At 37.8% G+C, this 13,194-nt stretch carries 18 protein-coding genes; 12 read left to right on the top strand and 6 right to left on the bottom strand.

Going from position 1 to position 13,194, the window contains the following annotated elements; genetic code table 11:
• Positions 1 to 440 precede the first annotated feature (440 nt).
• Entirely contained in the window at positions 441 to 650 is a 210-nt protein-coding gene (locus tag J582_RS07605; protein WP_032047678.1) for a hypothetical protein, read from the bottom strand.
• A gap of 1 nt (position 651) precedes the next feature.
• The gene (locus J582_RS07600; RefSeq protein ID WP_050674826.1) at positions 652 to 1,479 is read right to left on the bottom strand and encodes a Rha family transcriptional regulator; all 828 of its coding nucleotides are present in this window, start codon (positions 1,477 to 1,479) and stop codon (positions 652 to 654) included.
• A gap of 301 nt (positions 1,480 to 1,780) precedes the next feature.
• On the opposite strand from J582_RS07600, the gene J582_RS07595 reads away from it, so the two are divergent.
• Positions 1,781 to 2,824, top strand: coding sequence for a putative phage abortive infection protein (locus J582_RS07595; RefSeq protein ID WP_050674825.1), 1,044 nt, complete (start codon positions 1,781 to 1,783; stop codon positions 2,822 to 2,824).
• Positions 2,825 to 2,866: 42 nt separating this feature from the next.
• Entirely contained in the window at positions 2,867 to 3,571 is a 705-nt protein-coding gene (locus J582_RS07590; RefSeq protein ID WP_032047675.1) for a hypothetical protein, read from the top strand.
• Between the two features lie 8 nt (positions 3,572 to 3,579).
• Here the strand turns inward: J582_RS07590 and J582_RS07585 are convergent, their stop codons facing one another.
• The 4 genes from J582_RS07585 to J582_RS07575 form a co-directional block, all read right to left on the bottom strand.
• Entirely contained in the window at positions 3,580 to 4,041 is a 462-nt protein-coding gene (locus J582_RS07585) for a type II toxin-antitoxin system YafO family toxin (protein WP_050674824.1), read from the bottom strand.
• A 2-nt stretch (positions 4,042 to 4,043) separates the two neighbouring features.
• Positions 4,044 to 4,208 carry a hypothetical protein gene (locus tag J582_RS26730; RefSeq protein ID WP_155766476.1) on the bottom strand — a complete coding sequence of 55 codons (165 nt, stop codon included), beginning with the start codon at positions 4,206 to 4,208 and terminating at the stop codon, positions 4,044 to 4,046.
• A 270-nt stretch (positions 4,209 to 4,478) separates the two neighbouring features.
• Positions 4,479 to 5,462 (bottom strand): phage portal protein, encoded by a 984-nt coding sequence (locus tag J582_RS07580; protein WP_032047673.1) that lies wholly within the window; start codon positions 5,460 to 5,462, stop codon positions 4,479 to 4,481.
• A complete protein-coding gene (locus J582_RS07575) occupies positions 5,463 to 7,247 on the bottom strand; it encodes a terminase large subunit domain-containing protein (protein ID WP_032047672.1) in 1,785 nt (594 codons plus the stop codon).
• Positions 7,248 to 7,404: 157 nt separating this feature from the next.
• Between J582_RS07575 and J582_RS07570 the strand changes: the two genes are divergently transcribed.
• From J582_RS07570 to J582_RS07525, 10 genes are all read left to right on the top strand, one after another.
• Complete coding sequence (locus J582_RS07570) at positions 7,405 to 8,208, top strand: GPO family capsid scaffolding protein (RefSeq protein WP_000039402.1); 804 nt, start codon at positions 7,405 to 7,407, stop codon at positions 8,206 to 8,208.
• Between the two features lie 15 nt (positions 8,209 to 8,223).
• Positions 8,224 to 9,213, top strand: a complete 990-nt coding sequence (locus J582_RS07565) for a phage major capsid protein, P2 family (RefSeq protein WP_001243257.1) — start codon at positions 8,224 to 8,226, stop codon at positions 9,211 to 9,213.
• A gap of 10 nt (positions 9,214 to 9,223) precedes the next feature.
• Positions 9,224 to 9,988 carry a phage terminase small subunit gene (gene gpM / locus J582_RS07560; protein WP_032047671.1) on the top strand — a complete coding sequence of 255 codons (765 nt, stop codon included), beginning with the start codon at positions 9,224 to 9,226 and terminating at the stop codon, positions 9,986 to 9,988.
• A gap of 102 nt (positions 9,989 to 10,090) precedes the next feature.
• Positions 10,091 to 10,543, top strand: coding sequence for a head completion/stabilization protein (locus tag J582_RS07555; protein WP_032047670.1), 453 nt, complete (start codon positions 10,091 to 10,093; stop codon positions 10,541 to 10,543).
• Positions 10,544 to 10,753, top strand: coding sequence for a tail protein X (locus J582_RS07550; RefSeq protein ID WP_032047669.1), 210 nt, complete (start codon positions 10,544 to 10,546; stop codon positions 10,751 to 10,753).
• Positions 10,754 to 10,761: 8 nt separating this feature from the next.
• Entirely contained in the window at positions 10,762 to 11,112 is a 351-nt protein-coding gene (locus tag J582_RS07545) for a putative holin (protein WP_001114936.1), read from the top strand.
• A complete protein-coding gene (locus tag J582_RS07540) occupies positions 11,109 to 11,378 on the top strand; it encodes a phage holin family protein (RefSeq protein ID WP_024436838.1) in 270 nt (89 codons plus the stop codon). The genes J582_RS07545 and J582_RS07540 overlap by 4 nt, the downstream gene beginning before the upstream one ends.
• Positions 11,375 to 12,205, top strand: coding sequence for an N-acetylmuramidase domain-containing protein (locus J582_RS07535; RefSeq protein WP_024436839.1), 831 nt, complete (start codon positions 11,375 to 11,377; stop codon positions 12,203 to 12,205). The genes J582_RS07540 and J582_RS07535 overlap by 4 nt, the downstream gene beginning before the upstream one ends.
• The gene (locus tag J582_RS07530) at positions 12,202 to 12,729 is read left to right on the top strand and encodes a phage tail protein (RefSeq protein WP_032047668.1); all 528 of its coding nucleotides are present in this window, start codon (positions 12,202 to 12,204) and stop codon (positions 12,727 to 12,729) included. The genes J582_RS07535 and J582_RS07530 overlap by 4 nt, the downstream gene beginning before the upstream one ends.
• A complete protein-coding gene (locus J582_RS07525; RefSeq protein ID WP_032040914.1) occupies positions 12,726 to 13,175 on the top strand; it encodes a phage virion morphogenesis protein in 450 nt (149 codons plus the stop codon). Before J582_RS07530 ends, J582_RS07525 begins: the two co-directional genes overlap by 4 nt.
• Positions 13,176 to 13,194: the final 19 nt, after the last annotated feature.

The following is a 13,194-nucleotide window of genomic DNA, read 5'->3' as shown; positions in this document are numbered from 1 at the left end:
TTTTCAGGTAACAGAGCGTTACTAAAAATATTTATATTTATCAATTACTTAACGAAAGTGTTACCTAACTTGTTCCCTAATGTTACCTTTCTTTGTGACAAATTTTCCGTAAATATTTCAAGTTCTTAGGTGCAGTTTTAGGTGTGTGTTACCTAATTTCAGATTTTTTATTTTGATTTTAAAAGGCCTGTTTTGAGACCATGACTTTTCATTGATTTTCTTTCTGTAGAAATTTGAGGAAACCGTGTAGAAAATTGCAGAATCAATTTCGTGGGGTTTTGCCCTAACGTATGCCATATCTATAGCCGTTTTACCCACAAATGTGGGTGGCTGAATTTTTGTAGAGTATTCGACATATTTACTGCCCAGGTGTGGTGGGGGGACAACTGCCCGCGCTGAAGGAGAATGAGCAACTTTGGCTCATTCTCTTCAGATTTTAGTCAGGCTTTGATTTGCTGGCAGATCTCATGAACCTGCAGGTGTAACCCACACATGATGGCGTTGAACTCATCACTCGGTAGGTCATCGTCAAAGTGCATGCGTGATAGAGCTGATAAGTAGTGTTCTAGTTTAGAAAGAGAGTCGCCAATAGTTTCTAGCTTATCTTCTGCGCTTGTAGGCTTGTTTCCAGCTTTAAGTATTGGAGTCATGTTAGTTCTCCCCTAGTAAAGCTGGGCTTTTGAATACAACACATTTAACTGTTTTACCTGTTAATACGCTTCGTATTGGTAAGTTAGTGTCCATGTATTGAGGATAGGGTTTCGAGCTAACTTTTAGTTGTTGGATTAAGATTTTACGCTCTGGTAGCCCGTGGATAACTTCATAGAGCTGAGTTAGATTCAACGCTATTAACTCAGCCTTATACCCATGATTTAGCTTGTCTAAACCATACTGATAGATCGCTTCCCAAAACTGTTTGAGCATTTGGTTTTGTTGCTCATGCACTGGAATGACTGCGTGGATAGAAAGAGTTTCTTTATAGAGTCGATTGCCAAACCAGATTACTTCGACTCTATCATTGTGACCTTCAGCATTTGGAATGAATCGATTCACCGTGAGTTCAGGACTGCCTGATTTGAGCTGTACTTTTGAGCCAACAGAAATACCCTGCTGCTCTATTAACTGCTGGTTTTGTAGAAGTACCGCCATTGCATTGAACGCGTTAATAAATGCAATTTTGATTTGAGCTGCTTTCTCTCCAGTAAAACCCATGACCAAAAACATCCAACCGTCTTTGGTCATTTCATACATAGGACGAGATTCACCTTTAGCATCCATATATTCAACCAGCTCAAAGTTGAGCTCGTTAAAAGATTTTGTGGAATCTAGATTTTCAATTGCTCTTAAAATATTGGTATGACGTTTTCCAAAAGCTTCAGCAACTTTGAGACTATCAGTTTTGATTTGTTGATCTTGAATGAAGACAGCATGTGAAATGCTAATTTGTGCAGAATGCATACTTTTATTTTGAGTATTCATTTTTCACCTGAGTGTTCGTGGTTTATCACTGCCTCCCCACGCCAATAGGGTGACAGACCGAACAAGGTTGGCGTACCGCTGAACACACAGTGAAAACGGTGGACACAAGGTCCCCTCGTCCGATCTGCCATAACAAGGCACATCGAACCTTCAGACGAAAAAATACCGCCTTAGCAGCGGTTTGTCTGCTGTATGTTCATTACGAGACGCCAATCTCGACCACCAATGTGGGTAGTAAATTTAGAGTAGCTTAGATACTATACGCGGGTCAAGAGGTAGATATTAATACTTGAGTTAAATAATGTCAGATCAAAAAAAGCCATTTTATAAAAACTATTTAGTTATTATTTTGTTTGGAATAATTTTTAGTTGGTTTCTTATTTATTATGTATGGGCTAGCTATCCAAGCCGGATAATAAAAGACGATACTGTTAATTCTAAAGACTTACCCGCAAATATTTGGAAAGGTATTCCCTATCTGCCTCCAAAAGAAAAAGAAATAGAAGGAAATTCTTATTATTCTGCTTTAGGAAGTACATATGGTACATATGGAGATATGTATGGTTCATTAAACACATTATTTAGCGGACTAGCTTTTGCAACATTAATTATTTCTCTATTAATACAAATGTTGGAGTTAAGAGAAACTAGAAAAGAGTTAGCTAAACAGAGTAAAGCTTTATCTGATCAAAAATCAGAATTTGCTGCACAAACAAAAATTTTGGCAAAACTAACCACTATCAATGAAAACCAACAAAAAATAATTAATGATCAATTTAAAGAAACACAGAAAACTAATTTCTTAGATCATTATTTTAAACTTATTGATCAAAAAAATATGGCAATGAATAATTTAATTTTTCCCACAGAAAATGGAGCTATATCTGGACAAGCTGTACTTACTCAATACTCTAAAGAGTTTCGTAGAATTAGAGGAGGTTTTAACCCTGAGATACATGATAGTGATTATTATCTTGAACATTGGGATGACTTTAACAAAAAAGTTTATGGTTCATTCAATTATCAGGTAAGATCTTATTTTAAAATATATATAGTTATATTTCATACTATTAACTCTTCTGAAGTTATCAGCGATGCTGAGAAAAAATATTACACTCAGATTTTTAGAATGTTTCTTAGTCTTGAAGAACAATTAGTATTAATGTGGAATGCTACCTTCGATAAAAAATTACAGAATTGTTGCAACAAATATGGATTATTAAGCGGTATATATAATGAACATCTTGAGAAAACTGGCCTTAAATTTTTTAAGATTACTGCATTTGGTACAAGTAGCTGGACTCCAGTTTTTGAAAAACACTCAGAAAATCAAGCTATAGATTAGCTTAAAAGTTATAAAATTATGTTTTGAATTTTAAATTAAAATATGAAAAATTTAGACAGTCTTGCTCCCTTTATCAAAACATATGCTGGTGAAACTGTAGGTAGTTTTATTATTCTTGTTTTGATTATATTAACTGTTTATAAAACAATATTTGATTCAGGATTATTCCAACATTTGTTTATTTTAATTCGCTTTCGAAGATGGAAGATCGATAAAGAGATTAAGGAAGTGACTGAATTAATTAACCATGGAAGTCTAAATGAATATGTAAAAAACAAATATATTGATAAAAGAAGAGCTTTGTATCTTCAAAAACAGCTACTTACTAAAGAAGATCGAATTGAAATTCTTGATATTCTTAGCTCTTATGAAGATGAAAAAAAGGCTGTAAGGTTATTTGATAGTTGTAAAAAAGTCCTAGAGTATTGTCCTAATAAAAAAACTCTTGATTTTAAAACTGGATATCACACAACCCCAGCACAAGCAGAGAAACATAAATCAATAGCCTTCTATACCTATTGGATTTTGGCCTTACCTGCAGCTGCATGGGTGTTATATGAATATTATCATCTATTATTCAAACAGCCACCTAATACAGATTCAAATCTATACGTTTTATTTATATTTAGTCTCTATACTGGCTGGGTATTTTTAGTTGCTTTCTGTCTTCGTTATTTTTTGAAGCGAGCTAATGCTTGTGAACTATTAGGAATGAAGAAAATAAAAATGACTAAATTAATCTATTAGTAACTTTTTTATGCGGACAGATTAATTTGACTTTGTCTGTATTGTTCAGCTTCATGAATAAAAATCTGGACGTCTTGTTCATATTGAGCATGCCCTCCAGATTTATAAAACTCGATTATGAAATAATGATGGATATCATTATGTTTAAAATATGAGTAGACCAAATAGCTGTCACTGGTGCAATCCCACTGAGCCTTTGCAGAACCATTAGAAAAATCCCATTTAGAATTGGGCTGCTTTACATGTAAATGCTGGATATTTTGGTTACTTGCTTCAGGATATTTTTTGTCAAAGCGATCACGCCCAAATAAAGGCGAAAGACATTCGTAGGTTTCTTGTGTATAGCGTGTAGGCGAAGGATGCTCATGAGAATCGCTATTTTCTTTGTAATAGCAAAATTCTTCGAAAATATCTATGAAAGCTGGTGTGGCATTAAATTTCGGATGAAATGCAAAATGAAACTGAGACAATCTTAGCCTCTAGCTGTAACAGACTGTCTCACTTTTTCCATGCGCTCGGTACCATGATCAGCTAATTGATCAGCAGTGTTTACCAAAGCAGCTAAACGTTCTGGAGAGATTTCACGACGATTGCCACGTTTTGAAACAGGGCGACGCAGTGTTACCATTGTATTCATAAGTGACCTCTTTTATTGAAAGAATTATGGCAGGATCAACTACTATGATCCCAAGTTCTAAAGAACTTGGGATCATAGTAGTTGAGTATCTGAGTTTATTCAACCCTATTTTTGCCTATAAATTAGACAGACTACAAATTTAATACCTTTTCGCAACACTATTTACATTTCATCGCACTACACTTGGCGGAAGTTTCTTAAGAAACTTCCGCCAAGTGTAGTGCGAGCTGAAAATCATTTTTTTACTTTTATTATCAATAACTTATAAAGCTACAAAGTTGGATTCACATCCTCAAATTTAAAATTCACTATTTTATCCCCTGCCCACTCATTGACAGTATCAGCAAATCGTGTTTGCTCTGGAACAATTTCGTTATACCAATAGGCCTCTCGTGCATCTTTAATTGAACCAAAACCACCAGCATTTGATGGAATGATACCAAGCAGTTGTGGTGGCGTTCTAAAGGCAGCAAGAATGTCATCACGTGTGATTGATTTGATATTTAAGAATTCATCTTTAGCGGCTAGTTCACTAATAGGGATTAACTGCAAACCATCCTTTTTGCCACCAGGTGCATGGAGAAATAAATTTTTGAAGTTGCCTGGTCCACGTGAGTCTTTCATAGCTTGTTTGAGTGACTCCACATCTTCATCATCTATTCCTGAATCAGTCATATACAAGATGAAGCCAGCATGAGATCCATTGTTGTAATACTTACGACGAAAAAGAGTTGCTGACTCATTTAACCATGCAGACTGTAATGCTGATAAGTATTCAGGAGAGCCGTAAATTTCTTGGTCAACATCTGAAGTTTTAATATGGCAAATTGAACCCTCTGCAAACTCGTGTTCATTAAACCCATCTATTAGCATCAAAAAGCGATTAGATTCTTTCATACGACGAACATATTTACCCATCAAGCCTTTGAATTGAAGTGGATCTTTTAGACGGTTATCAATACGTTGCAAATAGCCGTTGCCATAAACAAAATTGTCTAAAACCATTCGTTCAAAGTTAGCAGAGCTAAGCAATTTGTGTGGTTTGAAAGAGGAAACTAGCTGATTCTTTTTATAGATGATGGCCGTTGAAAGATAGGGTGTTGAACGGAAAGATTTTGCCAGACCATTTAAGCTAATGTGTGGTTCAAAATAACGTCCATTTAACCAAGTCTCAAAGTAACCTGAAAAGTCATGATTATTAAGAACCGGCTCTGGATCTCCGAAAGAAAAAGCTTGAACTTTACTGTCAGACATTTAGTAAATCTCCATTGAGGATTTTTTAGAATTTCCGTCATTTTCTAAAGACAACGGTTCGTTAAAGAAGGCATGAAAAATGGCAAATGCAAGATCAGCGTGCCCAATGTTTTCAGCACGTGAAGCTTCAAAAGTCATTTGTTTTTGAGAGGCTGTTAAGGTCTTTTTTATGGCCATTAAGGATTGAGCCACTTCAGTAGAACCGGCATCAAACTCAAAGCGTCCTTTGTTGATGACGTCCATGCCCTTCATGACTAATTGAGTTTTGACATCAACTGAGTAAGTAAAGGTTGTTAAGTTAGGAAAGAAGTCTAGAACTAACTGAGCAATACCAGTACCCATTCCTGACTTATCCATTCCGAGATAAGTCACCCTATATTTTTGGCAAATTTTCTTGATAAAAAGTGCTTGACTCGCAAAGTCCATTCCTTTGAATTGATGATGTTCTAGTAAACGGAACTTGTTGTAAGTTGGTTCTGGTGGAGCAACTACGACCAAGCCAGCACTATCACCAGATTCTGCCGGGTCATAGCCCACCCAGACTTGTTTACTTCCAAATGGCCTTATTGCTAACGGCTTAAAGTCTTTGGCCCAAAGTTCCCATGAGTCCACCATACAAGGTTGAATAAGGCTTAATGGAAAAACACTCTGCCCGTCATCGACGAACTCACACATGTACAAGTTTGCAAACTCTTCAGCACTGTTTTCTGCAATGAGTTCATCAATATCAAACAAGTCACAGCCTTGGCGTTCAGCATCATAAATATTGACAATGTGTCGCCACATCTGGTCATTACAAAGAGCGCCATTTCTTAGTGCTTCGTGACTTGTATCGACTACAACTTGCTTATCTTTAGTTCGACCTTTGTTATAAGCCTCACCCGTCCAGAACTTATAGGCTTCATGTGATTTACTTGAAGGCGTGGAGAAGTAAGTCTTTTTATATTGTTTTTGAGCTGCCATAGCAGAAGCCACTTTTTTAAGTGTGGCGAAGCCATGTACCCAAAAGAATTCATCAAAGTACAAATCGCCATGGTAACTTTGGGCAGTCTTAGCATTTGTACTTAAGAAAATGAGTTGAACTGTTTCATTGGTCGGTAGAGTGATTGTGATTGGATCACCCTGTAGATCTACGCCAATTGACTGAAGTACAAAATCCTTAATGTATGTTTTAAAACCATGCGCCTGAGCTTTAGAAGCTGATAGAAAAATCTGATTTCTGCCTGTCGTAACTGCTTTAATTAAAGCTTCACGGGCAAAATAGAAAGTTGCACCAATCTGTCGAGATTTTAAAACAGCACGGTTCCGTTGTTCACGAGCACGGTACCAAACTTTTTGATATTCAAATAAGCCCTCGTCAAAGTCTTCAAGAAGCTTTTCTATTTGTTCTTCTGTCAGCACATTTCTAGCAGTGGGTTTACGTGGACCTGCATTTCTATTTTTTAAATTTGGGTTGAGATCAGTTTCATTTCCACCATTGTTATATTTATTGATTTTAGCCATACGCTCCAGCTGGCGCATAAGCAAATCAATTTCTTTAAAATCACCGGGTGTTTTCTTTTCAAGAATAATTAACTTTACAAGTTGGGCTTCTAAAGCCTGTGCAACACGTCCTTCAGGAGCTTGCTCGTCCCATTCATCTCTTGCCTTCCAGGCATGAACATTTTTATCTTTTTCTTTTAAGTATTCTGCAATCGAGCTGATCCGCCACCCCATCCAGTATAAGAACTTTGCTAAGAGGCGGTTATCAAAAGTCAGAGATGTATTTTCAGGCGTCGTATTCATTGGCTTATTAAGCCAACTTCAATTTATTGATTCACTGTACAGACCTTGTGAAAACAGTTTTCACAAGGGAGCTTCGTTGATTCTTTTAGGTTTAATTCCGATTCTGCTTACTACGTAAATTATGAATTATTTAAATATTAAGCAGGATTCAAACCTCATGAGTAAGAAATCCAAGTTTTATCGAGTTGCAGTTGCTGGAGCCACAACCGATGGCCGCCAGATTGAAGCAGCTTGGATTCAACAAATGGCTAAGAACTATAGCCAGAATACTTATACAGCCATGGCAAATATTGAACACTTCCGTGGTATTTCGCCAGATTCTACTTTTGGAAATTATGCCAAAGTAATCGCACTGAAAGCCCAAGAAGATGAAATTGCAGGTCAAAAGAAATGGGCTTTATATGCACAGCTTGAAGCCTTCGATAATCTCATTGAGATGCATGGCCGAAAACAAAAATTGTTTAACTCAATTGAAGTTAATCCCAACTTTGCAGATACCAATGAAGCTTATTTAGTTGGTATTGCATTCACTGATACTCCTGCTTCTTTAGGTACGCAAATCATGGAGTTTGCGGCAAATAACCCTGAAGCGAGTCCATTTACTTCAAAAAAGCAGCATAAAGACAACCTTTTCACTGCTGCAGAAGAAGTCGATTTACAGTTTGAAGAAGAGCTGGCAGTTACTGGCTTGTTCAATACCGTTATGAATTGGCTAAAGCCACAACAAGAAGAACAGGACCAGAAAAACAAAGGCCAATTTACTGAAGTTGCAAAGTCAATTGAGCAGATTGCTAAAACCTTTGGTGAAACTCAGCAAGAACTCCAAGAGTTCAAAACAAAGTACTCCACTCTTGAAAATGACTTTAAAGCTTTGAAAGTAAAGCTGAGTCAAGAACCTCACCCTGATACTCCGCCTGCTCCCGAAAATACAGGCAATTTCTCAGAACAAATTGATTGCTAATTAGCGAGCGAACTTATGCGTAACGATACACGAATTAAATATAACCACAGCCTTCAAAAACTAGCCGAAATTAATGGTGTTGAGTCTGTAGCACATACTTTTAATGTTGCTCCAGTACCAGCTCAAAAGATGGAAGATAAAATTCAAGCTTCTAGCGAATTTTTATCTAAAATCAATGTCATTGGTGTGATTAATCCTAAAGGTCAAGCGATTGGTTTATCTGTAAACCAAACAATTGCCGGACGTACAGATACTTCAGGTTCTGGTGAACGTACCCCAGTAGATCCAACGGGTTTCGGTGCAGATAACTATGAATGTATCAAAACTGATTTTGACGTTGCCATTGGTTATGAAAAGCTTGATGCATGGGCCGTATTCCCAGATTTTCATGCACGTTGGACGAACGCTATTGCCAAATCTATTGCGTTAGATCGCATCATGATCGGCTTTAATGGTAAGACTGCTGCGGCTACAACGAACCGAGCGACTAACCCAAAACTTCAGGATGTGAACGTAGGGTGGTTAGAAAAAATTCGTCTAAATGCTGCTGATCGAGTAATGGCAGACGTGACTGTTGGTGCTACAGGTACATACAAAAACCTTGATGCTCTTGTACAAGACGTTGTTAATGAGCTGATTGATGAAGTACATCAAGATGACACTGATTTAGTCGTAATTTGTGGCCGTCAGTTACTTGCAGATAAAAACTTCCCAATCGTAAACAACGCTGCAGATAACCAGAATGTTTTAGCTGGTCAGATCTTGGTTGGTCAAAAGCAAATTGGTGGTTTACCTGCCATCCGTGTACCTCACTTCCCAGACAATGCCCTTCTAGTTACTTCGCTTGATAATCTCTCGATTTACTACCAGAAAGATGCAAAACGTCGTCACATTAATGAAAAGCCAAGTAAGAACCGTATTGAAGATTACCAATCTTCAAATGAAGCTTACGTCATTGAAGCCTACGAGAAAGTAGGCCTCGTTGAAAACATCACAATTCAATAAGGGGTGATTTATGTTGAGTCCAGCTCGACGACATCGCCTTCAGGCATTAGCAGCTAAAGCAGCCGCTAATGCTGAAAATGAATTTGGTGGTGTTCGTGAAGATGCCAGTGTCTATATGTTGCAATTGGCTGAATTAAAAAATGACCAAAACTTATTGCGTAACGTCAAATCAGAAATAGAACGTGCCCAATACAAAGCAACATTAATCCCGAAATACATGCCTTATGTTGAAGGTGTTCTTTCAATTGAAGACCGTGCACCAGATCTGAAGGATGATGTTGTCACGACAATTATGCTTTGGTGCTTTGATGCTGGCATGTTTGAAGATGGTCTCCGTATTGCTGAGTTTGCGTTAAAGCACGGTCTTTCTATGCCTGATTCTTTCAGCCGTGATACTGCATCTATTGTTGCTGAAGAGATCGGTAATGCTGCAAAAGCAGCCTATGCTGAAGGTAAAGTTTTTGATTTATCAGTTTTAAAGCAAGCCATTAGCATTACATCTGACTTCAGCATGCATGATCAGATCCGCGCAAAGCTCTATGTAGCAATTGGCCGTGTTTTCTTACAAAAAGAAATCTACTCACAAGCGGTCGAGTGGCTAAAAGAAGCAATTAAATACAATGAAAATTGTGGTGGTAAACAAGACCTTCAAAAGTCTGAACGTTTACTGAAAAAACAATTAGAAGAAAACCCACCTCAGCCATTACTTAATGCTGATGGAACTCCTGTTGTAGATGATTTTGGCAATCAGGTATTAGAGGGAGTTTCTTCTTAACGAGTGCCCAGCACCCACCGAGGGGCAGATCTGACAAAGACAGGCATTGTTTTGTTCTGTTTTTGGTTCAGATCTCCACCCCTCAACTAACCGAGAATAAAAATGTCTGGATTAATTGCAAACGGTACTTTTTCAAATCAGGACGTTGTAATCAATAGTGATCCGTTCTTTCCATCGGTATCAAGCAACCATGTCCGTGAAGTTTTGCGTTTAGATTCAAGTGTCACCAATCAACGTCTAATTTCAGCTATAGAAGCAGCTGTAATTCATGTTAATGAACAACTGGAAAGTTTACTCAGCAAAGCCCCTACGTTAGTAGAAATTACAAATAAACAGGTCAATGGAAAGCCTATTGCTGCTGTTTTGTATTTCCGTGCAGTTGCTGCAGCTGCTGGTGCAGAACTTTGCGAACGTTACCGGTCTTATGACACTACCAACAACGGTAGCCAAAAAGCTGAAGAATTGACACCGACAATTGATGACTATAAGCGTGATTTGCGTTTTGCCATCCGCGATATAAAAAAAGTCCGTCGCCTAAATGTGGAGTTGGTTTAGATGAAAGAGATCTATGCAATCCAACACGACACGGTTGACGCAATTTGCTGGCGTGAATATGGGCGGAGCACTGGAGTAGTTGAACGAGTATTAGAAGCCAATCCGCATCTTTCTGAATTTGGTCCATTCATTCCAATGGGTACCAAAGTCCAATTACCAGACATCCCAACTCAACAAAATAAAGTTCAAAGCGTCCAGCTTTGGGATTGAGAGAATTTATGCCAGAACCAACAACTTCAACAGCAACCATTGCCACTCTAAGTGCAGTCTCATTGCTTCCATTTATTAATGGTAATGCGTTGCTAGGTGCAGTACTTGGTGCAGCATTTATTGCAACTTTTGAAAAAGATTTAAATGCTTACCAACGTATTCGCAATATGTTATTGGCCACTGGTATTGGTTATATCAGTGCACCATTAATTACAGAACATACATTATTAAAAGCTGATGCAGTGGCAGCCCTTATCACTTCAACACTTTGTTTATTCATATTAATCAAGGTTGTTGATTGGGTTAAGACTGCGAAGCTTTCCGACATTCTTAATATCTTTCGAGGTGGCAAGTCATGATCGAATTGTTATTTCAAGCTGTTGCCGTTTTAGCTTATCTCATTTGCGGTTTTCGTATTGCAACCTTTAGTCATGGTGGAAATTTCCACCGTGGCTATTCATTCTTTGCAGCAACTTTGATTGCAGCTTTTTTAGGCCAATCAGTGCATATCTTATTTTTTAAGGATCCAGTTACGCTCTGGGATGCCATTTTTGCAATCCTTCTTGCAGTGCTCATCTGGCGAACAAAAGGTAATGTGGCCAAACTCATTTGGAGTACGACATGATTTTAAAATTTGGTTCAAAAGGTGATGCCGTCGCAACTCTTCAAAAGCAATTAGCTAAAATGGGTTACAAGGGTATTAAAGGTAAGCCTCTTTCCATTGATGGCCATTTTGGAGAGAGTACTGAATTTGCAGTGGTTCAACTCCAGCGTAAATTTGGCTTAGTAGTTGACGGTAAAGTCGGTGATAAAACTCGCCAAGCTTTAGCTGGTGATTCAGTAAGTAAACTTTTAAAAGATGAAGACTATAAAAAAGCTGCAATACGTTTAAAAGTTCCTGAATTAGTTATTCGAGTTTTTGGAGCTGTCGAAGGCCAAGGGGTAGGCTTTCTTGAAAACGGAAAGGCTAAAATTTTATTTGAACGTCATCGAATGTATTTTTATTTAAGCCAGGCATTAGGTAAAACATTTGCTAATAATCAGGCAAAAGTAACACCAAATTTAGTCAATACATTAACGGGAGGCTACAAAGGTGATGCAGCTGAATACACTCGGTTAAGTTTGGCCATAAATATTCATAAAGAATCTGCCCTGAAATCTACTAGTTGGGGCCAGTTCCAAATTATGGGCGAAAATTGGAAGGATCTCGGTTATTCATCTGTTCAAGAGTTTGTTGATCAACAGCAGATTAGCGAAGGTCACCAACTCGAGGCATTTATCCGGTTTATTGAATGGAAACCAGGCTTATTAGAAGCATTACAAAAACAAGATTGGTCTACAGTCTTTACACTCTACAACGGCAAAAACTATAAAAAACTTGGCTATCAAGCTAAATTCCAAAAAGAATGGGATCATCTTGAACCTATTTATGGGGAGAAAACTGCAGCATGAAAAAGCCCCATGCTTTACGTGAATATTTGCTGAATGCGATTCCGGATCTGCCCCAAGATCCGGACCGTTTACTCATCTTTGCAAATGACGGTAAATTAATGAGTACTGCAGCAAATGGATATAGTTTTGAAATGGCTTATACGCTAGATATGATCATCACTGATTATGCTGGTGATGTAGATGTATTTGGAGTCGTCCTTTTTACATGGATTATGGACAATCAATCCGAGCTTATGGCCAATCTAGATAAGGTAAAAGAAGCCATTACTTTTGAAGCTGAACTCATTGATAACAGCAAATATGATCTGCATTTTAAAATCCCTTTAACTGAACGTGTCATTGTGAAAAAGAATGCTGAAGGTAAATTCGAGATCTCATACCCAACTGAACCACAATATACTGAGTTTGGCCCACCTACTTATTTTGAATTAATAGATAAGGATGGATCTACGCTGGCAACATGGCGCACGGCTAATATTCAAGGACGTTCTTTGGATATGCCTTTCCCCGGGAAAAACCCATGAATAATATTCAGGATCTTGCCCTTTATCTTCAACCTTTGTTAGATCGTTTGTCCCCAGGTGAAAGGGCAAAACTAGCTAAAAATATTGGACGAGATCTTCGAACAAGCCAACGGCAGCGTATTACAGCGCAACAAAATCCAGATGGATCAGCTTATACGGCAAGACGTACACGGTTACGTGACCAGAAAGGAAAAATAAAAAGAAAAATGTTTTCCCGGATTAAATCTAACTCTCATCTAAAAGTACTAAGCAATAGTGAATCAATTGCCGTAGGTTTCATTGGTCGTGTCAGTCGAATTGCTAAGGTACATCAATATGGATTAAGAGATCGGGCAACTAGATCTGCTCCAGATACAATTTATCCAAAACGTGAATTGCTAGGTTTTACAGATAAAGAGATTAATTTGGTTGAGTCATCATTCATCAAGCATATCAATATTAAATAGCTCAACTTGTGAAAACCAT

The sequence above is a fragment of the Acinetobacter sp. 1566109 genome, from assembly GCF_000582255.1.
Lineage (GTDB): Bacteria > Pseudomonadota > Gammaproteobacteria > Pseudomonadales > Moraxellaceae > Acinetobacter > Acinetobacter nosocomialis.
Note: the sequence above shows the minus strand (reverse complement) of the source record. Positions and strands in the feature narration are given on the sequence as shown.

Coding starts and splice junctions, on each gene's coding strand:
- J582_RS07605 (WP_032047678.1), bottom strand. CDS start 650: ATGACTCCAATACTTAAAGCTGGAAACAAGCCTACAAGCGCAGAAGAT.
- J582_RS07600 (WP_050674826.1), bottom strand. CDS start 1,479: ATGAATACTCAAAATAAAAGTATGCATTCTGCACAAATTAGCATTTCA.
- J582_RS07595 (WP_050674825.1), top strand. CDS start 1,781: ATGTCAGATCAAAAAAAGCCATTTTATAAAAACTATTTAGTTATTATT.
- J582_RS07590 (WP_032047675.1), top strand. CDS start 2,867: ATGAAAAATTTAGACAGTCTTGCTCCCTTTATCAAAACATATGCTGGT.
- J582_RS26730 (WP_155766476.1), bottom strand. CDS start 4,208: ATGAATACAATGGTAACACTGCGTCGCCCTGTTTCAAAACGTGGCAAT.
- J582_RS07580 (WP_032047673.1), bottom strand. CDS start 5,462: ATGTCTGACAGTAAAGTTCAAGCTTTTTCTTTCGGAGATCCAGAGCCG.
- J582_RS07575 (WP_032047672.1), bottom strand. CDS start 7,247: ATGAATACGACGCCTGAAAATACATCTCTGACTTTTGATAACCGCCTC.
- J582_RS07570 (WP_000039402.1), top strand. CDS start 7,405: ATGAGTAAGAAATCCAAGTTTTATCGAGTTGCAGTTGCTGGAGCCACA.
- J582_RS07565 (WP_001243257.1), top strand. CDS start 8,224: ATGCGTAACGATACACGAATTAAATATAACCACAGCCTTCAAAAACTA.
- gpM (WP_032047671.1), top strand. CDS start 9,224: ATGTTGAGTCCAGCTCGACGACATCGCCTTCAGGCATTAGCAGCTAAA.
- J582_RS07555 (WP_032047670.1), top strand. CDS start 10,091: ATGTCTGGATTAATTGCAAACGGTACTTTTTCAAATCAGGACGTTGTA.
- J582_RS07550 (WP_032047669.1), top strand. CDS start 10,544: ATGAAAGAGATCTATGCAATCCAACACGACACGGTTGACGCAATTTGC.
- J582_RS07545 (WP_001114936.1), top strand. CDS start 10,762: ATGCCAGAACCAACAACTTCAACAGCAACCATTGCCACTCTAAGTGCA.
- J582_RS07540 (WP_024436838.1), top strand. CDS start 11,109: ATGATCGAATTGTTATTTCAAGCTGTTGCCGTTTTAGCTTATCTCATT.
- J582_RS07535 (WP_024436839.1), top strand. CDS start 11,375: ATGATTTTAAAATTTGGTTCAAAAGGTGATGCCGTCGCAACTCTTCAA.
- J582_RS07530 (WP_032047668.1), top strand. CDS start 12,202: ATGAAAAAGCCCCATGCTTTACGTGAATATTTGCTGAATGCGATTCCG.
- J582_RS07525 (WP_032040914.1), top strand. CDS start 12,726: ATGAATAATATTCAGGATCTTGCCCTTTATCTTCAACCTTTGTTAGAT.